21 protein-coding genes are annotated in these 25559 nt (G+C 64.0%); 7 read left to right on the top strand and 14 right to left on the bottom strand.

The window, feature by feature from the left end; all coding sequences use genetic code 11:
- Positions 1-55: 55 nt before the first annotated feature.
- Both dapC and dapD read left to right on the top strand, forming a co-directional pair.
- Entirely contained in the window at positions 56-1252 is a 1197-nt protein-coding gene (gene dapC / locus IPM20_03335) for a succinyldiaminopimelate transaminase (protein MBK9130664.1), read from the top strand.
- Between the two features lie 66 nt (positions 1253-1318).
- The gene (gene dapD / locus IPM20_03330) at positions 1319-2140 is read left to right on the top strand and encodes a 2,3,4,5-tetrahydropyridine-2,6-dicarboxylate N-succinyltransferase (protein ID MBK9130663.1); all 822 of its coding nucleotides are present in this window, start codon (positions 1319-1321) and stop codon (positions 2138-2140) included.
- A 717-nt stretch (positions 2141-2857) separates the two neighbouring features.
- Here dapD and urtE read toward each other — a convergent pair.
- The 7 genes from urtE to IPM20_03295 form a co-directional block, all read right to left on the bottom strand.
- Complete coding sequence (urtE, locus tag IPM20_03325) at positions 2858-3556, bottom strand: urea ABC transporter ATP-binding subunit UrtE (GenBank protein ID MBK9130662.1); 699 nt, start codon at positions 3554-3556, stop codon at positions 2858-2860.
- A gap of 1 nt (position 3557) precedes the next feature.
- Positions 3558-4370: an urea ABC transporter ATP-binding protein UrtD gene (gene urtD / locus IPM20_03320; GenBank protein MBK9130661.1), complete on the bottom strand. Its 813-nt coding sequence runs from the start codon at positions 4368-4370 to the stop codon at positions 3558-3560.
- Positions 4367-5497: an urea ABC transporter permease subunit UrtC gene (gene urtC, locus IPM20_03315; protein MBK9130660.1), complete on the bottom strand. Its 1131-nt coding sequence runs from the start codon at positions 5495-5497 to the stop codon at positions 4367-4369. The genes urtD and urtC overlap by 4 nt, the downstream gene beginning before the upstream one ends.
- 3 nt (positions 5498-5500) lie before the next feature.
- Positions 5501-7156, bottom strand: a complete 1656-nt coding sequence (gene urtB, locus IPM20_03310; protein MBK9130659.1) for an urea ABC transporter permease subunit UrtB — start codon at positions 7154-7156, stop codon at positions 5501-5503.
- Between the two features lie 202 nt (positions 7157-7358).
- On the bottom strand, positions 7359-8657 hold the full coding sequence (gene urtA / locus IPM20_03305) for an urea ABC transporter substrate-binding protein (protein MBK9130658.1): 1299 nt from the start codon (positions 8655-8657) through the stop codon (positions 7359-7361).
- Positions 8658-8769: 112 nt separating this feature from the next.
- A complete protein-coding gene (locus IPM20_03300; GenBank protein ID MBK9130657.1) occupies positions 8770-9444 on the bottom strand; it encodes a histidine kinase in 675 nt (224 codons plus the stop codon).
- A gap of 507 nt (positions 9445-9951) precedes the next feature.
- Positions 9952-11145 carry an agmatinase family protein gene (locus IPM20_03295; protein MBK9130656.1) on the bottom strand — a complete coding sequence of 398 codons (1194 nt, stop codon included), beginning with the start codon at positions 11143-11145 and terminating at the stop codon, positions 9952-9954.
- Between the two features lie 875 nt (positions 11146-12020).
- Here IPM20_03295 and IPM20_03290 point away from each other — a divergent pair.
- The 4 genes from IPM20_03290 to IPM20_03275 are packed head-to-tail and all read left to right on the top strand — an operon-like array spanning position 12021 to position 15945.
- Positions 12021-13100, top strand: coding sequence for an ABC transporter substrate-binding protein (locus IPM20_03290; GenBank protein MBK9130655.1), 1080 nt, complete (start codon positions 12021-12023; stop codon positions 13098-13100).
- A gap of 3 nt (positions 13101-13103) precedes the next feature.
- Complete coding sequence (locus IPM20_03285) at positions 13104-13928, top strand: ABC transporter permease subunit (protein MBK9130654.1); 825 nt, start codon at positions 13104-13106, stop codon at positions 13926-13928.
- A complete protein-coding gene (locus IPM20_03280; protein ID MBK9130653.1) occupies positions 13925-14737 on the top strand; it encodes an ABC transporter ATP-binding protein in 813 nt (270 codons plus the stop codon). Before IPM20_03285 ends, IPM20_03280 begins: the two co-directional genes overlap by 4 nt.
- Entirely contained in the window at positions 14734-15945 is a 1212-nt protein-coding gene (locus IPM20_03275; GenBank protein MBK9130652.1) for an insulinase family protein, read from the top strand. Before IPM20_03280 ends, IPM20_03275 begins: the two co-directional genes overlap by 4 nt.
- A gap of 54 nt (positions 15946-15999) precedes the next feature.
- Here IPM20_03275 and IPM20_03270 read toward each other — a convergent pair whose 3' ends face one another.
- The 7 genes from IPM20_03270 to IPM20_03240 all read right to left on the bottom strand — a co-directional run bounded on the left by IPM20_03270 (position 16000) and on the right by IPM20_03240 (position 23960).
- Positions 16000-18306, bottom strand: coding sequence for a DUF748 domain-containing protein (locus IPM20_03270; GenBank protein ID MBK9130651.1), 2307 nt, complete (start codon positions 18304-18306; stop codon positions 16000-16002).
- Positions 18307-18505: 199 nt separating this feature from the next.
- Positions 18506-19120, bottom strand: a complete 615-nt coding sequence (gene ureG / locus IPM20_03265) for an urease accessory protein UreG (protein MBK9130650.1) — start codon at positions 19118-19120, stop codon at positions 18506-18508.
- Between the two features lie 75 nt (positions 19121-19195).
- Positions 19196-20407 (bottom strand): urease accessory protein UreE, encoded by a 1212-nt coding sequence (gene ureE / locus IPM20_03260; GenBank protein MBK9130649.1) that lies wholly within the window; start codon positions 20405-20407, stop codon positions 19196-19198.
- A 122-nt stretch (positions 20408-20529) separates the two neighbouring features.
- On the bottom strand, positions 20530-22233 hold the full coding sequence (ureC, locus tag IPM20_03255; protein ID MBK9130648.1) for an urease subunit alpha: 1704 nt from the start codon (positions 22231-22233) through the stop codon (positions 20530-20532).
- Between the two features lies 1 nt (position 22234).
- Positions 22235-22540, bottom strand: a complete 306-nt coding sequence (locus tag IPM20_03250) for an urease subunit beta (GenBank protein MBK9130647.1) — start codon at positions 22538-22540, stop codon at positions 22235-22237.
- A 101-nt stretch (positions 22541-22641) separates the two neighbouring features.
- Complete coding sequence (ureA, locus tag IPM20_03245; protein ID MBK9130646.1) at positions 22642-22944, bottom strand: urease subunit gamma; 303 nt, start codon at positions 22942-22944, stop codon at positions 22642-22644.
- A gap of 107 nt (positions 22945-23051) precedes the next feature.
- On the bottom strand, positions 23052-23960 hold the full coding sequence (locus tag IPM20_03240) for an urease accessory protein UreD (protein ID MBK9130645.1): 909 nt from the start codon (positions 23958-23960) through the stop codon (positions 23052-23054).
- Between the two features lie 465 nt (positions 23961-24425).
- Here IPM20_03240 and dapE point away from each other — a divergent pair, with 465 nt between their 5' ends.
- Positions 24426-25553 (top strand): succinyl-diaminopimelate desuccinylase, encoded by a 1128-nt coding sequence (dapE, locus tag IPM20_03235; protein MBK9130644.1) that lies wholly within the window; start codon positions 24426-24428, stop codon positions 25551-25553.
- Positions 25554-25559 lie beyond the last annotated feature (6 nt).

The following is a 25559-nucleotide window of genomic DNA, read 5'->3' as shown; positions in this document are numbered from 1 at the left end:
ACTGAATTTTAATTTCTTTATATGGTTACAGCTATAACTTCATAAATTAAATTACATGAATCCTGATCTCGCCCGATTGCAACCCTACCCGTTCGAGCGGCTGGCTCGCCTCAAGCATGGGGTACAGCCGGCAGCGGATAAATCCGTGCTCAGCCTGGCCATGGGCGAACCCAAACACCCGCCGCCCGGCTTCATCGCCGAGGAACTCATTACCCACCTGCACGGCCTCGAACAGTATCCGCTGACGCGCGGGACGGCGGAGCTGCGCGCGGCGATCGCGCGCTGGCTGCAGCGGCGCTACGGCCTGCCCGCCGCGAGCCTCGACCCGGAGCGCCATATCCTGCCGGTGAACGGCACGCGCGAGGCGTTGTTCGCCATCGCGCAGACGGTGGTCGATCGCGCGCGCTCGCCGCGGGTCATGATGCCCAATCCGTTCTATCAGATCTACGAGGGCGCCGCCCTGCTCGCCGGCGCGGAGCCCTGGTATATCAACACCACTGCCGAAACGCACTGGCTGCCCGATTTCGCCTCGGTCCCGGCCGAGGCCTGGCAACGCTGCCAGTTGCTCTATCTCTGTTCGCCCGGCAATCCCTCCGGCGCGGTGATCGGCCTGAACGGGATGCGCGCGGTGCTGGAGCTCGCGGAGCGCTTCGATTTCATCATCGCCGCTGACGAATGCTACTCGGAGCTGTACGACGATGAACTCGATCCGCCGCCCGGCCTGCTCGCGGCCGCCGCCGCGCTGGGCAACACCGAATACAAGCGCTGCATCATCTTCCAGAGCCTGTCGAAGCGTTCGAACGTGCCGGGCCTGCGCTCGGGCTTCGTCGCCGGCGACGCCGCGATCATCGAGGCCTTCCATCGTTACCGCACCTACCACGGCAGCGCGATGCCGCCGCACACGCAGGCCGCGAGTCTGAAGGCCTGGGGCGACGAGGAACACGTGATCCGGAACCGCGCGCTGTACCGCGCGAAATTCGACGCCGTGCTGGAGATCCTCACGCCGGTGCTCGAGGTTCAGCGCCCGCCCGCCAGCTTCTATCTGTGGCCGCAGACACCGGGTGATGACGCGGAATTTGCGCGTGGCCTGTTCGCGGCGGAAAATGTCACCGTGCTGCCGGGCAGCTACCTGTCGCGCCCCGCCCATGGCATCGACCCGGGCCGCGGCCGCGTGCGCATGGCCCTGGTGCCGCCGCTGGAGGACTGCATGGAGGCGGCATGGCGGATCCGAAACTACATTGAACGAACGTAACCCCCGGGTAACCCCCGGGGACAGATTTTGAAATCTGTCCCCTTCAGCAGATACGGAGAATGCACCATGAACGACCTGCAACGCATCATCGATGAAGCCTTCGAGCGCCGCGCCGACATCACCCCGCGCAGCGTGGAGACCCACGTCAAGGAGGCGGTCAACACGGTGATCGACCTGCTCGACCAGGGCAAGCTGCGCGTCGCCGAGAAGCAGGGCGGCGAATGGGTCGTCAACCAGTGGCTGAAGAAGGCCGTGCTGCTGTCGTTCCGCATCGAGGACAACAGCTTCATGAAGGGCGGCTTCACCAACTACTACGACAAGGTGCAGCCCAAGTATGCCGCCTACAACCCGCGCGAATTCCGTGACGCCGGCGTGCGCGTGGTGCCGCCGGCGAGCGCGCGCAAGGGCGCCTACATCGCCTCCGGCGTCGTGCTGATGCCCTCTTACGTCAACATCGGCGCCTACGTCGACAGCGGCACCATGGTCGACACCTGGGCCACCGTCGGCTCCTGCGCCCAGATCGGCAAGAACGTGCACCTGTCCGGCGGCGTCGGCATCGGCGGCGTGCTGGAACCGGTGCAGGCCAGCCCGACCATCATCGAGGACAACTGCTTCATCGGCGCGCGCTCCGAAGTCGTCGAGGGCGTCATCGTCGGCGAGGGCGCGGTGATCTCGATGGGCGTCTACATCGGCCAGAGCACCAAGATCTACAACCGCCTGACCGGCGAGGTCGTCTACGGCAAGGTGCCGCCCGGCGCCGTCGTCGTCCCCGGCAGCCTGCCCGCCAAGGACGGCAGCCACAGCCTGTACTGCGCCGTTATCATCAAGCAGGTGGACGAGAAGACGCGGTCTAAGGTGGGGATCAACGAACTGTTGCGAGATAAATAGCTGGTTCGATGTTTGTTGTGTTAGCGGATTTCGCCGATGCGCTTCTCACAGTCGCTACCATGCCACACAACGAATTATTGATGGAGCTGCGATACTATACGTCGTGTAGCCCGGTTTATATATCATTTTTGATCATGAATTCTTGTTATGCCCAGTGTCACAAAAGATGACTGAGGCCCAAACACTTTTCTCTGTGTTTTACGCAGTTTTGTATGGTGCGTTGCTATCGGGCATGAGTTCATTTCGAGCATTTCCATGGGGCCTGTGGCAAGAACCTGAGCGAAAAGAACAGCAGCGTCTATTAGCACGTTTGTTTATCTCGATCATTGTAATAAATATTATTCCTTTCATACTATTTGCAATTGGGTACCAGATCTTCTCGGCCATCGATGGAGCGTTGGGTTTTGGTCTAGCGCTATTAGTGGCAATGTCTGCGTTGTCAGTATATTCTGCGTACCGAATTTACCACTTAATATTGACCGTGTTTCACGAGTCTCTCTACTCCGAAGAGGAATGGAAAGAGATAATAACCACGCGTAGATTTAGGGGTTCCGTATCAGGTTATTTCATCGCATCGGTACTGTATGGTTTACCTTTACTTATCGCATGGCTGGTAGTGCGTGGCTAGTATCCATAGGTTGGATTGAATGGAATGAAACCCAACATGACTAGGATTGAAAATTGTTGGGCTTCGCGTTGCTCTGCCCAACCTACGGACTATACCTTCAAATACTGATCGATCAATCCCTCACTGAGCTGCCCAATATCCCCTGTCGCCACCACCCTCCCCCGATCCATCAGGCAGAACTCCTTCGCCACGCGGCGCGCGAACGGGAGTTTCTGTTCGACCAGCAGGATGCTGAGGTTCTGTTCCTCGTTCAGGCGGCGGATGATGTCGCCGATCTCCTGCACGATATTGGGCTGGATACCTTCCGTGGGTTCGTCCAGGATCAGCAGCGTGGGTTCCAGGACGAGCGCGCGGCCGATCGCAAGCTGTTGCTGCTGGCCGCCGGAGAGATCACCGCCCCGCCGCCTCAGCATCTGCTTCAGCACCGGGAACAGGTCGAAGATGCGCTCCGGGATATCGCGCCGGTTGCCGTCGCGCCGCGCCGGCAGGCCGATGCGCAGGTTCTCCTCCACTGTCAGCAGCGGGAAGATCTCGCGTCCCTGCGGGACGTAGCCGATGCCGAGCGGCGCGCGCCCCTCGGCGGCGCGTGCATGCAGGTCCTGGCCGTCGAAACGGAGGGTCCCGGAGGCGATGGCCTGCAGGCCCATGATGGAGCGCAGCAGGGTCGTCTTGCCGACGCCGTTGCGCCCCATCAGGCACAGGCAGCCGCCTTGCGGCAGGCTGAGATCGACGTCCCACAGGGTATGGCTCTCACCGTAGAACTGGTTGAGCGCGCGTATCTCCAGCATGTCAGGCCCCCAGATAGACTTCGATGACGCGGGGATCGTTCTGCACCTGGTCCATGCCGCCCTCGGCGAGCACGCGGCCTTCGTGCAGCACGGTGACCTTGCGCGCGATGGAGCGCACGAAGTCCATGTCGTGCTCGACCACGACCACCGAGTGGCGCCCGGCCAGTCCGGTCAGCAGTTCAGCGGTGCGGTCCATCTCCTGGTGCGTCATGCCCGCCACCGGCTCGTCCACCAGCAGCAGGCGCGGGTTCTGCATCAGCAGCATGCCGATCTCCAGCCACTGCTTCTGGCCGTGCGACAGCGACTGGGCGCGCAGGCCGCGCTGGTCCTTGAGCCCGATCAGCGCCAGCACCTCCTCGATGCGGTCACGCTGCTCGGCGGAGAGGCGCGCCCACAGCGAGGCCCAGACGCGCTTGTCGGCCTGCATGGCGAGTTCCAGGTTCTCGAACACGGTATGGGCGGGGAAGATGGTCGGCTTCTGGAACTTGCGCCCGATGCCGGCGCTCGCGATATCAGGCTCTGACATCCGGGTCAGATCGAGCGTCTGGCCAAAGAACACCGTACCCGAATCCGGCCGCGTCTTGCCGGTGATGACGTCCATCATCGTCGTCTTGCCGGCGCCGTTGGGGCCGATGATACAGCGCAGCTCGCCGTCGTCGACGTACAGCGTCAGCTCGTTCAGCGCCTTGAACCCGTCGAAGCTGACGGAGACGTTCTCCAGGTACAGAATCGGGCCGTGGCTGGTATCCACCGCATCCTCGGGGGTGGCGTGCGCCATGCCATCGCCGTCCATCGCGTCGGGTCCGACGCTCATGTCGCCTCCTTCGCCTTGCGCACCGCGCCTTTTCCGCCGCGCAGCTTCGCGAACAGGCCGACGATCCCGCGCGGCATCAGGATGGTCACCAACACGAACAGGCCGCCGAGCGCGAACAGCCACACCTCCGGGAACTCGGTGGTGAACCAGGTCTTAGCGTAATTCACCAGCACGGCGCCGAGCACCGCCCCATAGAGCGTGCCGCGCCCGCCAACGGCGACCCACACCACCAGTTCGATCGAGTTCAGCGGCGAGAATTCGCTCGGGTTGATGATGCCGACCTGCGGCACGTAGAGCGCGCCCGCGATGCCCGCCAGTATCGCCGAGAACACGAATACCCACAGCTTGTAGTGCTCGACCCGGTAACCGATGAAGCGCGCGCGGCTTTCGGCGTCGCGCACCGCCACCACCACGCGCCCAAGCTTGGAGTTCACGATATAGCGGCAGGCCAGATAACCGGCCGCGAGCGCCAGCGCCGAGGCCAGGAACAGGACCACGCGGGTCGCGTCCGACTGGAGATTGAAGCCGAGGATGTCCTTGAAGTCGGTCAGGCCGTTGTTGCCGCCGAAGCCCATGTCGTTGCGGAAGAAGGCGAGCATCAGCGCGAAGGTCAGCGCCTGGGTGATGATCGACAGATAGACGCCGGTGACCCGCGACCGGAAGGCGAACCAGCCGAACACGAAGGCCAGCAGGCCCGGCACCAGCACGATCATGGCCAGCGCGAACCAGAACTGGTCGAAGCCGAACCAGTACCACGGCAGTTCCTGCCAGTTGAGGAACACCATGAAATCCGGCAGCACCGGATCGCCGTACACGCCGCGGTCGCCGATCTGGCGCATCAGGTACATGCCCATGGCGTAGCCGCCCAGGGCGAAGAAGGCGCCGTGCCCCAGGCTCAGGATGCCGCAATAGCCCCAGATCAGGTCGAGCGCCAGCGCCAGCAGCGCATAGCACAGGTATTTCCCGAACAGCGTGACCGTGTAGGCGGAGAGATGCAGCGGCGAGCCCTCCGGGATCAGCAGGTTGGCCACCGGGATCGCCACCGCGACGGCGGCCAGGATGAGCAGGAATATCTGTCCGCCGCGATCGCTTTCGAGCAGGCTGCGTACGAGTCCGCGTGACAGCATGGCTCAGTCCTCCGCCGCCCGGCCCTTCTGCGGGAAGAGTCCGCGCGGGCGCTTCTGGATGAACAGGATGATCGCCACCAGCACGAAGATCTTGGCCAGCACCGCGCCCGACCAGGGCTCGAGGAACTTGTTCACGACGCCGAGCGAGAGCGCGCCGACCAGGGTTCCCCACAGATTGCCCACCCCGCCGAACACCACCACCATGAAGGAGTCGATGATGTACGCCTGGCCGAGATTGGGACCGACATTGGTGAGCTGGCTGAGCGCGACCCCGGCGACGCCGGCGATGCCGGAGCCCAGCCCGAAGGTGAGCGCATCGACCCAGTCCGAGCGCACGCCCATCGCGCGCGCCATGGCGCGGTTCTGGGCCACCGCGCGCACCTGCAGGCCAAGCCGGCTCTTCTTCAGGATCAACAGCAATGCGGCGAACACCAGCAGGCTGAACAGGACGATGTACAGCCGGTTGTAGGTCAGCGAGAGCACGCTGTTGATCTCCAGCGACCCGCTCATCCAGGATGGCGTGGCGACCGAGCGGTTGAGCGGCGAGAAGATCGAACGCACCAGTTGCTGCAATACCAGGCTGATACCGAAGGTGGCGAGCAGGGTCTCCAGCGGACGCCCGTAGAGAAAGCGGATCACCCCGCGTTCGATCAGGATCCCGAACAGGCCTGCCACGATGAAGGCCAGCGGCACGGCGACGAACAGCGACAGGTCGATGTGTTGCGGCATCAGCAGCTGAACGACATAGGTCGTGTAGGCGCCGATCATCATCAATTCGCCATGCGCCATGTTGATCACGCCCATGACGCCGAAGGTGATGGCCAGCCCGATCGCCGCCAGCAGCAGCACCGAGCCCAGGCTGATGCCGAAGAATACCGTCTCCAGCAGGTGATAGAACTGCACGCGGCTGTCGATGCGCGCGAGCGCGGCTCGCGCGGCCTGGCGCAACTCGGCGTCGGCCCCGGCGATATTGCCGCCGGCGTCCGGTTCGGCCAGCACCGCCAGGCGATTGCGTACCTCAGGCTCCAGGCTGGCGCCCAGGCGCTCGATGGCGGCCAGACGCAGCGCCCTATCCTGGCCCTGCAGATCGGCGAGTGCGAGCGCGTCACGGATCTGCTCCAGTACGCGGGAATCCTGTTCACGACTCTCCGCCGCGCGCAGCTGATCGATCGCGTCGGGTGACAGATCCTTCATGATCTCGCGCACCGCGGCCAGGCGGTCGACCGGCTCAGGGCTCGAGAGGCTCAACTGCCCGATGACGTTGCGCAGCAGGCCGCGCAGCGGATTGTTGACCGTGACCTTCTTGAGGTCGGATTTGGCGGCGGCACCCAGCGCCTCTCCGGTGACGGGATCGAACAACGCGAGTTCCCCATCGCCGGTCTGCGCGATAACCACACGCTCATCGTCCTTGCGATAATACAGATCGCCATTCAGCATCGCCGTCAGAATGACGACCGTACGGCGGTGCGGCATCTGCGCCAGCCGTTCCACGACGGACTGTTTGGCGGCGAAATCGGTGGCCGTGAAACCGGCGACCGCTTCGCTCAGGGCCTCGTCACTCGCCGGGGCCTGCGCCAGCGCCGGAGGCGGCGTCAGCGTGGCCAGCAACAACAGCACGCCCAGGCACAATACACGCGGATCGACGGAGAATCGCTTCATGCCGTGCCCCTAATTCGATAATTTGCGGTGAGAAACCGCCCCGTCCGCTGCGTCATCCCCGTCTGAGGGGGTGTGCGCCCGGCCAGGGCCGCCCGGTGTCCGCCCCCCGTCTACGCGGGGATGGCCCATGCAACCGATCTGGAAAACTGTTCGAAAATCGAGGCGCCGGCACCGGTATTCCCGGTGCCGGCGTCCCCACCGGTCAGTAATTCTGTCCGGAGCACTTCTTGGTCTTGGTGTTGTAGTTACCGCACTTCAGCGTCACCCAGTCGGCCTCGATATCCTTGCTGCCGGGCAGGAAGTCGGACCAGGCGTCTCCAGGCACCAGGCCGTCGGTCTTCCAGACCACCTCGAACTGGCCGTCATCCTGGATCTCACCGATGAAGACCGGCTTGGTGATGTGGTGATTGGGCAGCATCTTCGCCATGCCTCCGGTCATGTTCGGCGTCTCGATACCGATGATCGCCTTCTCAACCGCGTCGGTATCCGTCGTGCCGGCCTTCTCGACCGCCTTCACCCACATGTTGAAACCGATCACGTGCGCCTCCATCGGGTCGTTGGTGACGCGCTTCGGGTTCTTGATGAAGTCATGCCATTTCTTGATGAAGGCCGCGTTTTCCGGCGTATCGATGCTCATGAAGTAGTTCCAGGCGGCCAGGTGCCCGACCAGCGGGGCGGTATCCAGACCGGACAGCTCTTCCTCGCCGACCGAGAATGCCACGACCGGGATGTCCTCGGCCGAGATACCCTGGTTGCCGAGTTCCTTGTAGAACGGCACGTTGGCGTCGCCGTTGATGGTCGAGACCACCGCCGTCTTCTTGCCCTCGGACCCGAACTTCTTGATGTCGGACACGATGCTCTGCCAGTCCGAATGGCCGAACGGCGTGTAGTTGATCATGATGTCCTCGGACTTGACGCCCTTCGCCTTCAGATAGGCCTCGAGGATCTTGTTGGTGGTGCGCGGGTACACATAGTCGGTGCCGGCCAGCACCCAGCGTTTCACGCCGATGTCCTTCATCAGGTAGTCCACCGCCGGGATCGCCTGCTGGTTGGGCGCCGCGCCGGTGTAGAACACGTTCTTGGAGGACTCCTCGCCTTCATACTGCACCGGATAGAACAGCAGTCCGTTCAGTTCCTCGAATACCGGCAGCACGGACTTGCGCGACACCGAGGTCCAGCAGCCGAACACCACCGCGACCTTGTCCTTCTGGATCAGCTCGCGCGCCTTCTCGGCGAACAGCGGCCAGTTCGACGCCGGGTCGACCACCACCGCCTCGAGCTTCTTGCCGAGCAGGCCGCCCTTCTTGTTCTGCTCATCGACCAGCATCAGGACCGTGTCCTTCAGCGTCGTCTCGCTGATCGCCATGGTGCCGGACAGCGAATGCAGTACACCGACCTTGATCGTGTCGGCGGCCTGCGCGGTCAGGGTCCCCGCGGTCAGGGCAACGGCAGCCAGCGAGCCAAACAGATTCCTCCAACTCAGCAATTTGTGATTTTTCATGATCCCCTTCCTCTTCTTTTGTATATGGCGGGTGAATGACGAAATGAATCGGGGGACGGCGCCCGCGGGCCCCGCCCCCCGAAGTCTAGACAGCGTGGATCGACATCATGACTTACAGATCAAAACCCCAGGTATAGGAAACCTGGACCAGGGGATCCTCTTCCACTTCCGTATCGCCCGAGGAAGCCATGCTCAGCTTGAAGGTGAGCGACTCGATCGGGTTGTAGCTCAGCGTGATATGGCTGTAGTCCAGGGCATCATCATCGCCGGTCCAGAAACCGAACGTACCGCCGAATTTGCCCGAGGAAACACCAAGGGTGTAATAGACCGCATCGGGAAGATCACTGTCCGTGTTGACGTAGGCGGCGGCCGAGAACATGTCGTAGGCGACGCTCAGCACCAAGTCGGAGGCATCCGTGTCGCCGAGACCGACATCGTCACCCGGTACAAAGCCGGCCTCTGGATACAGGTACTCCCAAAACGAGATGTCGTACTTGAAATCGCCCGCGCTGCCGCCATAACCACCATACAGGTCGAGCTCATATCCTGCGCCGGCCCAGGTGCTGGAGGCCCAGCCGCCGACGTAGAAACCGCTGTCGGCGTTGTACTGCAGGGTGCCGCTCACCTGTGCATCGGAGGCACTCACATCCATGCCGCGCCACAGATACATATTGGCAACGCCGATATTGGCGGTCGCGCCGGCCTGCGCGCTCATCGGCATGAACACCATGGCGGGGGCCGCCAGGCTGGCCGCGAGCATCAAACGACTGATTTTTTTCGTATGCATTTCCTATGTCTCCCTCTACCTATTTCACGTTGATAAAACTGCCTTGATCCAACCCTGTGCTTTGTTCGAACAAAGTACGAACTGGGAATAGCATCCTTTGTGCCACAAAAATATTTTCTTTATTGATTAGCGAGATAGAATTTTTCCGTGTTTTTATGCAACGCCTGAGTGAAGAAAATCGCACCATCACGCATCACGTTCGCGCGCAAATGCCATCGAATGGCGCAGTTTTTTAACGTGGAGATGTTTGCGGCCTGTAAAAAAATCACTTCCCATTCGGCTATGTCTGCTCATTTCATAATCCAGGGGCGGGTTAAATAAGATCACTCTGCGCGCTATCCATGTAGCCCGGATGAAGGCGCAACGCGCCGGAATCCGGGGAACAATCAATTGATCCCCGGATTCCGCTGCGCTCCATCTGCGCATGAACGGGGACAGATTTGATTAAATCTGTCCCCGAAGCACGCCCACGGCGCGGCTGATCAAGTTTCAATGCCATGCCTCCGCTCACCTGCCACGAATGATGTGCCGGTGCGCGCCCATCTTGCCGTGGGCGACCAGGGTGCCGAGCACGTCGACGATGCCCCGCATCGCCATCAGCGAGGTGATGTCAGAGACGTCGTAGGGTGGCGAGACCTCCACGACCTCCATGCCGCAGATGCCCTCGCGCGCGACCATGCCCAATAGATAGAGGATCTCGCGCGGCAGGAAACCGCCCGGCTCCGGCCAGCCGGTGCCCGGCACGAAGCCGGCGTCCACGCTGTCGATGTCGAAGCTCAGATAGACCGCGTCCGCATCGTGCCAGGCGGTTTCCAGCGCGATCTCCGCCACCTTGTCGAGGCCGAGCTTCTCCACGTCGTTCATCGTGATGATCGTGGTGTCGCGCTTGCGCGCCTCCTTCACCGCCTGGCGTGGCACCTGCCAGCCGCCGATGCCGATCTGCACCAGATTGGACGCCGGCACGTTGGGCAGATTGGTGGCATGGAACCACGGCGTCGTGTGCATGCGCTCGTCGAGATCCTTTTCCTGGATGTCGGCGTGGCGGTCGAAGTGGATGATGCCGATCTTTTTGTCGGTCTGCTGCGCGATGCCGCGTACCGTGGCGAATCCGATCGAGTGGTCGCCGCCCAGGATGATCGGCAGCGCCCCGCTCGCGAACACGTAACCGACCGCGCGACTGATCTGGTCGAAGGTCTTCTCGATATTGGCCGGGATCGTGAACACGTCCCCGGTATCGCACAGGGTCATCTGCTCGCGCAGGTCGACGCCGAGTTCGTAGTTATAGGGCGTATACAGCGCCGAGATGCGCCGGATGCCCTGTGGCCCGAAGCGCGTGCCGGGCCGGTAGGTGGTGCCGCCATCGAACGGCACGCCGATGATCGCCGCATCGTACTTGCCGACATCCTTGATGTCCTCGCAGTACGGGGCCTTCATGAAGGTGTTGATGCCCGCATAGTGCGGCAGCTCGCCGCGGGCGAAGGTGGGGATCGATTTGTCCTGGATGCTGTCCGCACCCGGCAGTCCGAGCTCCAGACAGCGCCTTTCCTCCGCGTCCCAGCCGCTATGTGACAGTTCGGCCTCTTTGTGCGCGGCCTTCCAGCCATGCAGCTGGGTCTTGTCGAACGAGGGGTGGTGCCGGTGCGCCGGATTGCGCAGCGAAGGTTTCAGCGTACGGGAACGGTATCGGGAAAAATCGGCCATGTGTCCTCCTGGTCTGAACGGTTACCGTTGAACAAAAGTCGAGAGAGGCCTGCTCTCCCGGGCTTTTATCCCGCCGTGTAACCTCCGCGCCGGAGGCCGATGACTCTCGGACCAGTCGCCCCGCATCGCCATCGGGGACGGATTTACATCTGTCCCCGCGTACCACGCGGAACCGGAACCCTAGTCATCCTGATAGGCTGATTATCGCGGCCATGGCCGCTTGCCCTGTGAGATTGCAAGCGGCGTACCATCCTGCACCAGGCATGAACCGGGACAATGCGTGCCATCGGCTAAGTGATGGAATAGCCAACAGTTCGATGATGGAATGCCGGCACGGATTCCCGCGGAACACGCGCCGTGCGCCCGGCCCTGACTCGCTTATCAGGCACCATTTCCGCGCATTTCGAAGTGTCGCCTCACCATGATGGGGCAATTATTCGCGACGGACTGTCGCGCGGGCTCAGTCATGCGCGAGCCACGGTGAAGATCGCACAGGCGAATGCAAGAACAGTCAATCTGTTAGCTCGCGCCACAGGCCTTGCCCATGGGCGCGGCATGCTAATTGCTAAACCCTGTTCAGAGCATCTAGGGTTCCGGTCTCTTGTACCGGGGACAGATTTTAAATCTGTCCCCGTTCCCAGGGATGGCTGGTCCAAGGGATGCAGTCCGGGCGGCACGACACGCGGACAGATCGGATAAATAAATCTGTCCCCGGTTCGGAGAGCTCGGATACACGGCGGGATAAAAGCCCGGGAGGCACAGGCCGCGGATGTGTGATGTCCTGACGGTGCCTGCCGGCTTCTCCGGTCCGTCTCGGCGCATACCTCCCCGGCACTCGGTCTGACGCAACAGAACTGACAGCTCAAGGGGAAAATATGAAAACGTCCAGAGTTTCCGCCGTATCCGCATTGCTGCTCGCCTTCGCCCTCCTGATGTTCGGCGCCGCCCCCGGCGCGCTCGCCGCCGAGAAGACCAAGTTCCGCGTCGCATGGAGCATCTACGTCGGGTGGATGCCGTGGGAATACGCCGCCAGCCAGGGCATCGTGAAGAAATGGGCCGACAAGTACGGCATCGATATCGAGGTGGTGCAGATCAACGACTACATTGAATCCATCAATCAGTACACCGCCGGCGCCTTCGACGGCTGCGTGATGACCAACATGGACGCCCTGACCATCCCGGCCGCCGGCGGCGTCGATTCCACCGCCCTGATCGTCGGCGACTTCTCCAACGGCAACGACGGCATCATCCTGAAGAACGCCGCCGCACTGAAGGACATCAAGGGCAGGAAGGTCAATCTGGTCGAGCTCTCGGTCTCGCATTATCTGCTCGCGCGCGCGCTCGATACGGTCAGTCTGAAGGAGAAGGACATCACCGTAGTCAATACCTCCGACGCCGATATCGTTGCCGCCTTTTCCTCGCCGGATGTCACCGCCCTGGTCACCTGGAACCCGCAGCTGAGCGAAGTCACGGCCATGCCGGGCGCCAAACCCGTCTTCGATTCCAGCCAGATCCCCGGCGAGATCATCGATATGATGGTGGTGAACAGCGCGACGCTCAGCGCCAATCCGGCCCTCGGCAAGGCGCTCACCGGCGCCTGGTACGAGACGATGGCGTTGATGTCCGCCAAGGATGCGGCGGGCGCCGCGGCGCGGACCCACATGGGCCAGGCCTCCGGCACCGATCTCGCCGGCTATGACAGCCAGCTCAAGACCACCAAGATGTTCTATGCCGCCGCCGACGCGGTGAAGTTCACCGACAGTGCGGATCTGATCCAGACCATGGACCATGTGCGCACATTTTCCTTCGACCACGGGATCCTCGGCGAGGGTGCGCGCAGCGTCGATGCGGTCGGGATCAGCTTCCCCGGTGACAAGTTGCTCGGCGACAAGGGCAACGTCAAGCTGCGCTTCACCTCGGCCTACATGAAGATGGCGGCGGACGGCAATCTCTAGTCCATGCCCCGCCTGCTCAATCAGCATCCCGGAAGGTCCGGCGCGCTCGCCCTGGGCGCGCTGCCCTTCCTGCTGATCGTGGCGGCCTACATCGTCGGCTCGGACCTGCGTCTCGCGTCGAATCCGAATGACAAGCTGCTGCCCTCCTTCGCCGCCTTCGGCGCGGCCATCCAGCAGGTCGCCTTCGAGCCGGACGCGCGCAGCGGCGATATCCTGCTGTGGAAGGACACCGCGAGCAGTCTGCTGCGTCTGGGCTCGGGCATCCTGATCAGCGCCCTGCTGGGGCTGGCGGCGGGCGTGCTGATCGGCGTCATCCCGCGCCTGCGCGCGGCCTTCGCTCCGCTGGTGGCGGTGCTCTCGCTGATTCCGCCGCTCGCGATCCTGCCCATCCTGTTCATCGTGTTCGGGCTGGGCGAGGTTTCGAAGATCGTGCTGATCGTCATCGGCATCACGCCCTTCCTGATCCGTGACCTCGCGCTGCGCACGGGTGAGATCCCGCCGGAACAGCTGATCAAGGCCCAGACCCTGGGCGCCTCGACCTGGCTGGTCATCCTGCGCGTGGTGCTGCCGCAGATCCTGCCGCGCCTGCTCGACGCGGTCCGGCTCTCGCTGGGCGCGGCGTGGCTGTTCCTGATCGCGGCCGAGGCGATCGCGGCGACCGACGGACTCGGCTATCGCATCTTTCTGGTGCGGCGCTATCTGGCCATGGACCTCATCCTGCCCTACGTCGCCTGGATCACCCTGCTGGCCTATGCCTTCGACCTGCTCCTGCGCCGGCTGTCGCGGCGACTGTTCCCCTGGTATCACGCGGAGATGCCGCGCGCATGAGCCGGCTCGTCATCCGCAATGTCTGGAAGCAGTACGAGGCGCAGGTCGTCCTCGAGCGCATCAATCTGACCGTGCAGGAACACGAATTCTGCACCATCGTCGGCGCCTCGGGGTGCGGCAAGACCACCTTCCTGCGCATGCTGCTCGGCCAGGAATCCCCGAGCCGCGGCGCAATCGAGCTCGACGGCGCGCCGCTGCGCGCCGAGCCGGGACCGGAACGCGGCATCGTGTTCCAGCGCTATTCGGTCTTTCCGCACCTGACGGTGCGCGACAACGTCCTGCTCGGCCTCGAGCTCGGCGCCTCTCCCCTGAGCGGCCGGCTGTTCGGCGCGGCGCGGCGCGAGGCGCTCACCCGTGTCGACGAGACCCTGCAGTCGGTGGGGCTGGAGGGGGCGGCCGCCAAGTATCCAAGCGCGCTGTCCGGAGGCATGCAGCAACGTCTCGCCATCGCGCAGGCCCTGATCAAGCGTCCGAAGATCCTGCTGCTGGACGAACCGTTCGGCGCCCTCGACCCGGGGATCCGGGCCGATATGCACCGCCTGCTGCTCGGCCTGTGGCGCGCGACCGACATGACGGTATTCATGATCACCCATGACCTGAAGGAAGCCTTCGCCCTCGGCACGCGCCTGCTGGTATTCGACAAGGTACGGCGCGATGCGCAGGCGCCGGAACGCTTCGGCGCCACGATCACCTTTGATATCCCGCTCACGCGCCGCGACGTCGAGAGGGACGACGCGCTGCGCCTGCTGCGGGCGCGGGAGGATTATTACACCGGCGTCTCTCCGAAGCCCACGGCGGAACCGGCATGACGGCCTGTACCACACTCGCGAATGGTGTCCGCGTCCTGAGCCGCCCGCTGCCCGGCCGGCGCAGCGCGTCACTCGGGCTCTGGTTGCGCAACGGTTCACGCCACGAAACCCCCGGCCAGGATGGCTACGCGCACCTGCTCGAGCATCTGCTGTTCCACGGCGGCGGTCGTTACACCGACCAATTCGCGGTGCTGGGCGGTCATGTCAATGCCCGCACCATGCGTGAACTTACCGCCTTTCACGGCCTGGTGACCGGTGATCGCGTGGGCGCGCTGGCAGGCCTGTTCGCCGCCCTGCTGCTCGAACCGCGCCTCGGGGCGAAGGAACTTGCCGCCGAACTGCCCGCGGTATGGCATGAGCGCCGGATGGCCTCGCAGTCCCTGTGGGACGAGCAGGAGGCCTTCGCGCTCCGGCGCGTCTGGGATGGACACCCGCTCGCCCGGCCGATCCTGGGGAGCGGGAACAGACCCCGGGCCAATGCCGCGGCAGTGCAGGAATATTGCGCGTCCCGTCTGCGCGGTCCCGCGATCTGGGTCGTGGCGGCGGGCGATGTCCGTCATGACGAACTGGTGGAGGCCTGTCGTGCGCTGGAGCAACTGCCCGCCGGGGATCAGCGCGATGCGCCGCCAGCGGAATTCACGCCCTGCTCCCTGCACGGACCCGCGGGCGGCGACGGTTCCGACCTGCTCTGGCTGATGCCGGTACCGACCTTGGGCGAACCGGCCTATCCGGCATTGCTGCTCGCGGAACAGATCGCCGCCGGGGCGCCGCTCTCCGCACGTCTGCAATACGAGTTGCGCGAACGGCTCGGGCTCGCATATGCAGTCGAGTCCCGTCTGGAGCTCTATAGCGATTGCGGTCTCTGGTGGATCCGCGTGCGCTGCGAACCCGGCATGGAAGGACGCTGCGCCACGGCGGTCGAATCCGTCATGGAAGCGCTGATCCAGCATGGACCGGGGCGCGAGGAGCTGGTTCGCCATCTCGCTCAACTGCAGGCGCGCTGGACGCTGGAGGAAGACGACCCCGAGTGCGTAATGGAACGCATCGCGCACGAGATCGCCTACCTGGACCGTGTCACAGCCCTCAACGAACGCCTGGCCCGGCTCGCCGCCCTGGGACCGGACGATATCCGCCACGCGCTCGCCGATGCGTGGCGGCGGCACGCGTCTTTCATCTGGGGCTCGCAAGCCGCGCGGCGCGCGGTGTAGGGAGATGTAGTGTACGGGGACAGATTTCAAATCTGTCCCCCAATGGTCATGCGCCTAGCGCGCATCGAGGATCAGTTTCGCCCTCGTGCCCTCGCCGTCGCGGGCAATCTCGCCCCGGCGCACGAAGACGCGCTCCGCCTCCACGCCGCCGTCCTGTACGAGCAGGCCCATCACCTGTTCGCCGCGGGCATAGGCGAGCGCCGCCAGTTCCTCGTCGGTCACCGGCTGGGCGGCGAGCAGACGATTGCTCAACTCGGCCCGGAACGCTGCCTCGGGATCGGCGGGCATCTCTCCGGCAGGCTCCGCCGCCGGATCGGACCGGGCTCCGGCCGCAAGTTCGGTGCGCAACGCGGCCACGGCGCCGGCGCCGAAAAAACCGTCGTACGCGGTGACCAGCGCGGCGTCCGTGGGCGGGCCTGCGGCGGCCAGCAAGGCATCGAACTTGCCCTGCCGCAGGGCGACGGCATCGGCGCCGGGATCCGCCCAGCCCTGGACCTCGACCACGAGGCGCGGCCGTTCGGCAAGCGCGCGCGACAGGGGCAGGATCTTTTCGCGCTCCGCGCCGGGCAGCGCGCCGTCGCCCGGCGCGAATACGGCGTATTCCATCTCCGGCCCGCCAACGAACATGCCGGCGATGAAATCGAAAGGCGCGGTGACGATACGCGTGACCAGATTGACCAGCGCCTTGACGACCAGCGGACCCAGCCTGAAACCGGGCGCGTCGACATCGCCTTCCACCGGCAGATCGATGTCGATGCGGCCTTCGCGGTCGCGCAGCAGCGACAGCGCGAACTTGATGGGCAGCTTGAGGGCATCCGCGCTGTCGACCCTGTCGCCGAGTTCGAACTGATCGAACACGGCGTGATTCTCGCCCCGGATGCGGCTGCCGGCCAGGGTGTAGTCCAGATCGAGGAACAGCTTGCCCTTGTCGATGGTGTAACCGGCGAACTTGCCCGCGTAGGGCGAGAACGAGGTCAGCTCGACGTTATCAAACGTGACCCTGGCCTTCAGGTCCTGCCTGGGCGCCGCGAGTCGCGCCGCGCCGTCGATCTTCGCCTTCCCATATTCGCCGACGCGGCCGGTGAGCGCGATGGTCGTTTGCGCTTCGGGAGCGGAGGCGATGCCGCGTATCTCGCCGGCAAGATCCTCGATGCGTATCCGCACGTTCGGCTGGATCTGTGTGTCGCTGAACATCAGGTGCGAACCGGCGACGACGACGCGGTCGATTGCGTATGGAAAGCCGGACGTCGTCGAATCCGTACCCGCCGCTGCCGGTTCCTCCGGCGCCATCGCCGCGGATTCCGGCGACTCCCCGCGCGCCTGGCGCGCCATCTCGCTGACGTTCGTGCGGCCGTCGGCGTAGATCTTGAACGAGGTATCGAGCCCGCGGATGGCGATCTCGCCGATGGCGAGACGATCGGGGCTCAGATCCAGCGTCATGCCGTTCGCCGCCACCTCTTCCCAGGCCAGCGCCACATCGTCGCGCTCCTTGAGCTTGACCGCGAGCCCGCGAATGGCGGCCTTGCCGCTCAGCTTCAGTCGCGAGGTCTGTCCCGGCTCCCCCTGCGCGAGCGAGAGATCGAAGTCGAGCGACCCGTCACTGATACGTGCCGGCAGGCGATCCTCAAGATAGGGCTGGAAGATGGCCAGCGGGATGCCGCGTGCAGCGAGTTGAATATCGAAACGGGTCGGGATGGCCGACAGATCGCCCGAGACCGTTAGCCGCCCGCTCTCACCGATACTGATGTTCAGGCCGACGAGATCGGAGCGATCCTCCGGCCGCGTCGAGAAGCGCTGTACGTGCAGGTCGAGCGGCGTGAAGTGCTGATCGAAATCACGGCCCTGAGAATTGTCCGTGAAGTGCAGGTCTCCACCGTTCAGCGCGATGTCCCCGATGATCAGTGCCGGGGGCGCCGAAGCGGGTCCGTCATCGGCAGTCTCGCCCGGCGGTGACGCGAAGGCCCGCGCCAGGTTCACCGTCCCGTCCTCACGCAGATGAATGTGCACATAGGGCCGGCTCAAGGTGACCGACTTGAAGACCAGGGCCCGATCGATCAGCGAGCGCAGCTCGAAATCCGCGCCAAAGGCCGCGAACGCCAGCAGCCGCTCGCCGCCCGGATCGCTCAGGCTCACGCCTTCGAGACGCGCGGAAAAGGTGAACGGGTTGAAGCGAAGCTTGCCGATCTCCAGATCGAGACGGTAACGCTCCTTGAGGATATCCACGGCCTGCGAGCGCGCGATTGCGGGCAGGAGGATAAATCCCGCGAGCGCATATATGATCAGCAACCCCGCCAGGATCAGCGCGGGGCGTTTGAGTTGGCGGAGGACGGGATATTGCGTCGGTACGGGTGCCGCGGGCATCCGCATAGATTACACCGCCGGGCGTGGACGCGGAAAGCGGATAGACAGGACCCGGACTAATTAAAATATTAAACTGTAGCCCGGATGGAGCGCAGCGGAATCCGGGGACTTAACACTCTCTATCTCCACGCAGTATCTAGGCCAACCCTCCCTCCGTAATCAGCGGGATCTACTGTTGCTTAGTCCCTGGTCCTGGCATTCACGCGACATCCAGCAGCCCCGCCTCGCGGATGAAGTTCTCGACAATATCGAGGCCGTGCCCCGTCTTCATGTTGGTGAAGACGAACGGCCGGGCGCCGCGCATCTTGCGCGCGTCGCGCTCCATCACCTCGAGCGAGGCGCCGACGTACGGGGCGAGATCGATCTTGTTGATCACCAGCAGGTCGGATTTCATGATGCCGGGTCCGCCCTTGCGCGGGATCTTGTCGCCGGCGGCGACATCGATCACGTAAATGGTCAGATCGGACAGCTCGGGGCTGAAGGTCGCGCTCAGATTGTCGCCGCCGCTCTCGACCAGCACCAGGTCGAGATCCGGAAAACGCTGGCACAGCTTGTCCACCGCCACCAGATTGATGGAGGCGTCCTCGCGGATCGCCGTATGGGGACAGCCGCCGGTCTCCACGCCGATGATGCGCTCCGGCGCCAGCGCCGCGCTGCGCACGAGGAATTGCGCATCCTCCTGGGTGTAGATGTCGTTGGTCACCACGGCGATGTTGTAGCGCTCCCGCATGCGTTTGCACAGGGCGTCCACCAGGGCGGTCTTGCCCGAACCGACCGGACCGCCGACGCCGACACGTAGGGTTTGTTTGGACATAATTACCTCGTTAAAGAGAGGACTAAGGACTCAGTAAATGGGGACAGATTTATAAATCTGTCCCCGCATCCGGTTCTAAGACAGAAACAGCCGTGTGTACTGCCCCTCGTGCCGGGCGCTTGCGAGCGCCAGACCGGGGGCGGTGAAACCGATATCCTCGTCTTCCAGCGCGAAGGCCTGATCGGCCACGGCCGGGATCGACTCGATCAGGGTCTGCAGGATGCGCTGACCCGCGGTCTGGCCCAGCGGCACCAGCTTGATCGCGGCGGTAACCTGGTTCTGGCACCAGGACCACAGGTATCCGCAGACCGCATCCCGCGGCGGAATTTTCCATTCGACACAGGCCAGGGCGAACATCGCGAGATATCCCAAGGGCGGCATCCCGTCTGTCGTCTTCGGGACTTGTTCCGACGGCGTCATGCCCGCCCTGGCCACGCCGAGATCGGCGAGCAGGCGCGCCAGGGCCGTGCCGACATTGAGTTCCTCGGCGCGAAGTTCGCGCGATTCGCGCGCGGCCAGCAGGCGCGCATTCCACCTCTGTACCTCTGCGGCATCATCCGACTCCCAGGCCCGGCACAGGCGCAGCAACAGCGGCATGTCCTGGAGGGCCTGGCTGTGCCGCAACAGGCCCGCGATCCAGGCGCGCGCACTCGCCTCGTCGCTGATCCAGCCGTGTTCCACGGCGTATTCCATGCCCTGTGAATAGGCAAAGGAACCCACCGGCAGGGACGAACTCGTCAGGCGCAGCAGCGCCAGCAACGCCGGACCGAATGCGTGGGCGGATTCGTGCAGCGCCGCGTGTTCCTCCGGTCTGACGCGCCCTTCGGGGGCAAGCGAGGGTTCCGTGCCGCCACCCGTCTCAGGGGCATGATGGCCATAGGCCCCGGCCTCCGGCTCGAAGGGCGCGGACTCCGCCACCGGCCGCAGGCCGAGGCCGTGCACAAGGTCGTCCAGCACGTGGTCCTGCTGATACCGCACCCAGCCGGTACCGATCTGCAGCGGGATGTGGCGGTTGCCGAGGTGGTAGCAGGCACGCGCCAGCAGGTACGGGTCCGGACACGGGACCGTGGACACGGGCTCCGGTGCGGCAATGACCCGGACGATGACCCCGTCGTCCGAACGCAGACAGCACCCCCCGCGCAGTACGGCGCCGCGCTCGAGCAGCAACGCGGCCTCGCGCCCGTCGTCCAGCGTCACGCGCAGACGGCTGCGCTGGCGCTGGTCGAAGCTCAGCGTCAGCATGGCGGCAGGGGCCTCAGTGGATTGAACGATTGCGGTCAGTTTCAACATCGTTCGGCGAGATGTGCGGAGTGAGGAGCAAAGGAAACATACGTCCTAATAATCGGCGAGACCCATTGACGGATTCGAAAGGCAAGCGTTTATTCTTGAACACCTCACTCCTCACATCTTCAAAACAGAAAATACCGCTGCGCCAGTGGCAGCACGCTCATCGGATCGCATACCAGCAACTCACCGTCGGCACGCACCTGGTAGGTCTGCGCATCGACTTCCATCCGCGGCCGGTAATCGTTGTGGATCATATCGGCCTTGCCGATATTGCGGGTCCCGGACACCGGCACCGTGCGCTTCCTGAGGCCCAGGCGACTGCCGACCGCCGACTGCTGCGCGGCCTGCGACACGAAAGTCACGCTGGTCGCGGCGCAGGCCCCGCCGAGGGCGGCGAACATGGGTCGATAGTGCACCGGTTGCGGCGTCGGGATTGAGGCATTGGGGTCGCCCATAGGCGCGGCGGCGATCAGGCCGCCCTTGAGGATCAGCGACGGTTTGGCGCCGAAGAAGGCCGGGCGCCACAGCACGATGTCGGCGAGCTTTCCGGTCTCGATCGAGCCGACATCGGCGGCGACGCCGTGGGCGATCGCCGGATTGATGGTGTATTTGGCGACGTAGCGTTTGATGCGTCCATTATCGTGGCGCGCGGGATCGCCCGCGAGCGCGCCGCGCTGGACCTTCATCTTGTGCGCCGTCTGCCAGGTGCGCGTGATCACCTCGCCGACGCGGCCCATGGCCTGCGAATCCGAACTGATCATCGAGAAGGCGCCGAGGTCGTGCAGGATGTCTTCCGCGGCGATGGTCTCGCGCCGGATGCGCGACTCGGCGAAGGCGACATCCTCCGGAATGCCCGGATCGAGGTGATGGCATACCATCAGCATGTCGAGGTGCTCGTCGACCGTGTTCACCGTATAGGGGCGCGTCGGATTGGTGGACGACGGCAGCACATTGGCCTCACCGCAGGCCTTGATGATGTCCGGCGCGTGGCCACCGCCGGCGCCTTCGGTGTGATAGGTATGAATGGTGCGCCCCTTGAAGGCGGCGAGCGTATCCTCGACGAAACCCGACTCGTTCAAAGTATCGGTGTGGATGGCGACCTGCACGTCGTACTTTTCCGCCACCTCCAGGCAGTTGTCGATCGCGGCGGGCGTCGTGCCCCAGTCCTCATGCAGTTTCAGACCCATCGCCCCGGCGGCGACCTGCTCTTCCAGGGCTTGCGGCAGGCTTGCGTTGCCCTTGCCGAGAAAACCGAGGTTCATCGGCAGCACATCCGCGGCCTGCAGCATCCGGGCGATATTCCACGGCCCCGGCGTGCAGGTGGTGGCGTTGGTGCCGGCCGCCGGTCCGGTGCCGCCACCGATCATGGTGGTGACGCCGGACATCAGCGCGTCCTCCACCTGTTGCGGGCAGATGAAGTGGATGTGGGCATCGATGCCGCCGGCGGTCGCGATCAGGCCCTCGCCGGCGATGACCTCGGTGCCGGGACCGATGACGATATCGATCCCGGGCTGGACATCGGGGTTGCCCGCCTTGCCAATGCCCGCGATGCGCCCGTCCTTGAGGCCGATATCCGCCTTGACGATGCCCCAGTGGTCCACGATCAGCGCGTTGGTGATGACGCAATCGACCACCTGTTTCGCGCTGGCCTGGCTCTGGCCCATGCCGTCGCGAATGACCTTGCCGCCGCCGAACTTGACCTCCTCGCCGTAGACCGTGCGGTCCTGCTCGACCTCGAGCCAGAGCTCGGTATCCCCCAGCCGGACACGGTCGCCGACCGTGGGCCCGTACATCTCCGCGTACGCGCGCCGCAGTATCGTAGTCACGTCAGAGCTTCCCCATGATCTTTGCGTTGAATCCGTAGACGCGCCCGGCGCCCGCGTAGCGCACCAGTTCGACCGTGCGCGACTGGCCCGGCTCGAAGCGCACCGCGGTGCCGGCCGGGATATTGAGGCGGAAGCCGCGCGCCTGCTCGCGGTCGAAGGCCAGCGCCGCGTTGGTCTCGTAGAAATGGTAATGCGAGCCGACCTGGATCGGCCGGTCACCGGAGTTCGCGATGCTGAGTGTCACGGTATCGCGCCCGGCGTTGAGTTCGATTTCGCCGTCCGCGGTGCTGATTTCGCCGGGAATCATTCTGGTCTCCTCGTTAGCCGGTATGACAAGGGGTGATAGGGAATGAGTGATGGGTGATGGAAATCCCGGAACCTTGCCTCACATCACCATCCTCGGGTTCTTCAGACGATCGGGTTATGCACGGTGACGAGCTTCGTGCCATCGGGGAAGGTCGCCTCGACCTGAACCTCCGGGATCATCTCGGCGATCCCGTCCATCACATCCGCGCGCGTCAGCAGCGTGGCGCCGTAGCTCATCAGTTCCGCCACACTGCAACCATCACGCGCGCCCTCGAGGATAGCCGCCGAGATATAGGCGATCGCCTCGGGATAGTTCAGCTTGAGGCCGCGGGCCTTGCGCCGCTCGGCCAGCAGCCCGGCGGTGAAGATCAGCAGCTTGTCTTTCTCGCGTGGGGTCAGCTCCACTTCGCATTCTCCTGGCTGTTTGACGAACGTCTGGCGATGGGTGATGGAGACTTTCCACTCCAGACACCCTGCCCTGTTACCGTTTACCCATTACCCTTCGCGAAACCTCATGTATTCCAGATCCTCGGACGCAATGCCGGCCTGCCGAATGTCCTGGGCCGCAACGCCTCCCATACCCGCAGGAAACGCTCGCGCGCACGTTCGGCCTGCGTACCGAGAAAACGCACCAGCAGCACATCCTCCAGCAGCGTGGCCCCGGTCATCTCGTCGCATCCGTCCTCGCCCAAGGACTCGCGCACCACGGCAAGATCGGCCTCGTCTCTCCCAGTGCAGACCAGCGTGCCGCTGACCGGGCAACCGTTCAATCCCCACGGCGCATCGAGGATGGCGCCGCCACCGTCGAAGCGGCTGCACTCATGCAATAAGGGCCGTCCCTGGCGATACACCTCCATGCCCTGTATGAACACTCCATTCGTGAACCGCTCGCCTCCCGCCGGCCGCCCGAGACAGACGATCTCCCAGCCGAGGAAGCTCGCCCCGTGAGCGAGTTCAACCCGTGTCGTGCCGCGTGCGCGCGCGCCATCGAACACGATGGTCTCCTGCGGCAGCCACTCGAGCGCGGCGCCTTCCGCAACCGTGAAGTGCTGAAGCTGCGCCGCCATGCGTCCTCCGCTGCGGTAGAACTTGCCTGCGGCCGGCGTGGTCAGCAGCACCTGCGCTCCGTTGTCGAGTTCAGCGCGGATCTCCAGCCGGTCGCCGCCGACCACGCCTCCCGGCGGGTGCAGCAGATAGACGTGGCAGACGCCATCCCCGGGATAGAACGGACGCTGAACCTGCAGCGGCCCGCAGGAAGACCGGCGCGCGAGCACCGTGCGCGCGCCATCGCGTCGGAAGACCAACCTCAGGGCCGCGTCCCAGCCATCAGCGGCCACATCCAGCGCCACGCTGTTTACCGCGCCGCCTTCCGGGCGCAGAACATCTTCCCCATCCACGATTTCGCCATGCTTGCACGTCATTGCAGGTTTATTGCCAACTCTTCCCCGGCAGAATTTCCACCGCCACACACTACATCCCCGAACCAGAAAAAAATTATCAAATAAAAATTAAAATAATGACTTAATTGATAAACATGAGATATAACAGGAGATATTATCCCGATTGTGATGCCCGCATGCGACGAATAGAACCGAGAGACGAACCCGAAGAAGCGCACCAGCAGACGACATTACCATCCCGCGGCGCTTTAAAATAGTGCGGCCCATCGGGTTGTCCTCCCGGGGAACTTCGAGCGACCATGGCGAAACCATATTCATCGCATGATTCATCCGAGCGGCACTGGACTCGCCGCATAACATCAGGACAGCCGCCCCACAGGGTGTCCGGGGTGCACGGGCATGACCTATAATAGCCGCGGCAGGCGTATGTGCGCCGCGTGACCTACCGCTGAAATCGAGTCATAACCCAAGCAGAAGCCCAGCCCCATGTCCGAGACCCTAGAACTGGCCAAGCGCCTGATTGCCTGTCCTTCCGTCACCCCGCAGGATGCGGGCTGCCAGGAAATCATGATCGAGCGCCTCGAGGCCCTGGACTTCCACGTCGAGCGACTGCCCTTCGGCGATGTGGAGAATTTCTGGGCCCGCCACGGCGAGGCGGCACCGCTGTTCGTCTTCGCGGGCCATACCGACGTCGTGCCGACCGGGCCGCTCGATCAGTGGCATTCGGACCCGTTCGTCCCCACGGTACGTGACGGCCGCCTCTACGGGCGTGGCGCGGCCGACATGAAGGGCAGCCTGGCCGCCATGATCACCGCCTGCGAGCGCTTCATCGACGCCCATCCCGTCCATCGGGGTTCGATTGGCTTTCTGATCACGAGCGACGAGGAAGGCCCGTCAATCGACGGTACGCGCAAGGTGATGGAGTATCTTACCCAGCACGGAACCCAGATCGACTGCTGCCTGGTGGGAGAACCGACCTGCGAAAAGCGGCTCGGCGACGTGATCAAGAATGGACGTCGCGGCTCACTCGGAGGGAAGCTCATCGTCCGGGGCGTACAGGGCCATATCGCCTACCCCCACCTGGCCGACAACCCGATCCACCGCCTGGCACCGGCGCTCGCCGAGCTGTGCGCGCTGCAATGGGACCAGGGCAATGAGTTCTTTCCGCCCACGACCTTTCAATTCTCGAATCTCAACGCCGGCACCGGGGCCGACAATGTCATCCCGGGACGCATCGAGGCGCTGTTCAATTTCCGTTACTCCACCGAGAGCGCGGCGGAAGATCTGAAGGCCAGGGTCGAGTCCGTACTGAAGAGGCACCCGCTCGATTACACGCTGGAATGGCGCCTGTCGGGCGAACCGTTTCTGACACGGCCCGGGGAACTCGTGGACGCCATGCGCGCCGCGGTGCGCGCGGTCACCGGACACGACACGAGCCTGTCCACCTCCGGTGGGACATCCGACGGGCGTTTCATCGCGCCCACCGGGGCTCAGGTGGTGGAACTCGGCCCGCTCAATGCGAGCATCCACAAGATCGACGAGCATGTGAGCGTCGACGACCTTGAAGCCCTGTCGCGGATCTATGAACGGGTGCTGGATGGATTGCTGAGCTGAGCGGAC

This window comes from Gammaproteobacteria bacterium, assembly GCA_016716465.1.
Classification (GTDB): domain Bacteria; phylum Pseudomonadota; class Gammaproteobacteria; order SZUA-140; family SZUA-140; genus JADJWH01.
The sequence above is the reverse complement of the archived record's forward strand: the minus strand, read 5'-3'. Positions and strand labels throughout refer to the sequence as shown.

Excerpts from the sequence above, each read along its gene's own strand:
- dapC (MBK9130664.1), top strand. The coding sequence starts at position 56 with ATGAATCCTGATCTCGCCCGATTGCAACCCTACCCGTTCGAGCGGCTG.
- dapD (MBK9130663.1), top strand. The coding sequence starts at position 1,319 with ATGAACGACCTGCAACGCATCATCGATGAAGCCTTCGAGCGCCGCGCC.
- urtE (MBK9130662.1), bottom strand. The coding sequence starts at position 3,556 with ATGCTGGAGATACGCGCGCTCAACCAGTTCTACGGTGAGAGCCATACC.
- urtD (MBK9130661.1), bottom strand. The coding sequence starts at position 4,370 with ATGAGCGTCGGACCCGACGCGATGGACGGCGATGGCATGGCGCACGCC.
- urtC (MBK9130660.1), bottom strand. The coding sequence starts at position 5,497 with ATGCTGTCACGCGGACTCGTACGCAGCCTGCTCGAAAGCGATCGCGGC.
- urtB (MBK9130659.1), bottom strand. The coding sequence starts at position 7,156 with ATGAAGCGATTCTCCGTCGATCCGCGTGTATTGTGCCTGGGCGTGCTG.
- urtA (MBK9130658.1), bottom strand. The coding sequence starts at position 8,657 with ATGAAAAATCACAAATTGCTGAGTTGGAGGAATCTGTTTGGCTCGCTG.
- IPM20_03300 (MBK9130657.1), bottom strand. The coding sequence starts at position 9,444 with ATGCATACGAAAAAAATCAGTCGTTTGATGCTCGCGGCCAGCCTGGCG.
- IPM20_03295 (MBK9130656.1), bottom strand. The coding sequence starts at position 11,145 with ATGGCCGATTTTTCCCGATACCGTTCCCGTACGCTGAAACCTTCGCTG.
- IPM20_03290 (MBK9130655.1), top strand. The coding sequence starts at position 12,021 with ATGAAAACGTCCAGAGTTTCCGCCGTATCCGCATTGCTGCTCGCCTTC.
- IPM20_03285 (MBK9130654.1), top strand. The coding sequence starts at position 13,104 with ATGCCCCGCCTGCTCAATCAGCATCCCGGAAGGTCCGGCGCGCTCGCC.
- IPM20_03280 (MBK9130653.1), top strand. The coding sequence starts at position 13,925 with ATGAGCCGGCTCGTCATCCGCAATGTCTGGAAGCAGTACGAGGCGCAG.
- IPM20_03275 (MBK9130652.1), top strand. The coding sequence starts at position 14,734 with ATGACGGCCTGTACCACACTCGCGAATGGTGTCCGCGTCCTGAGCCGC.
- IPM20_03270 (MBK9130651.1), bottom strand. The coding sequence starts at position 18,306 with ATGCCCGCGGCACCCGTACCGACGCAATATCCCGTCCTCCGCCAACTC.
- ureG (MBK9130650.1), bottom strand. The coding sequence starts at position 19,120 with ATGTCCAAACAAACCCTACGTGTCGGCGTCGGCGGTCCGGTCGGTTCG.
- IPM20_03250 (MBK9130647.1), bottom strand. The coding sequence starts at position 22,540 with ATGATTCCCGGCGAAATCAGCACCGCGGACGGCGAAATCGAACTCAAC.
- IPM20_03240 (MBK9130645.1), bottom strand. The coding sequence starts at position 23,960 with ATGACGTGCAAGCATGGCGAAATCGTGGATGGGGAAGATGTTCTGCGC.
- dapE (MBK9130644.1), top strand. The coding sequence starts at position 24,426 with ATGTCCGAGACCCTAGAACTGGCCAAGCGCCTGATTGCCTGTCCTTCC.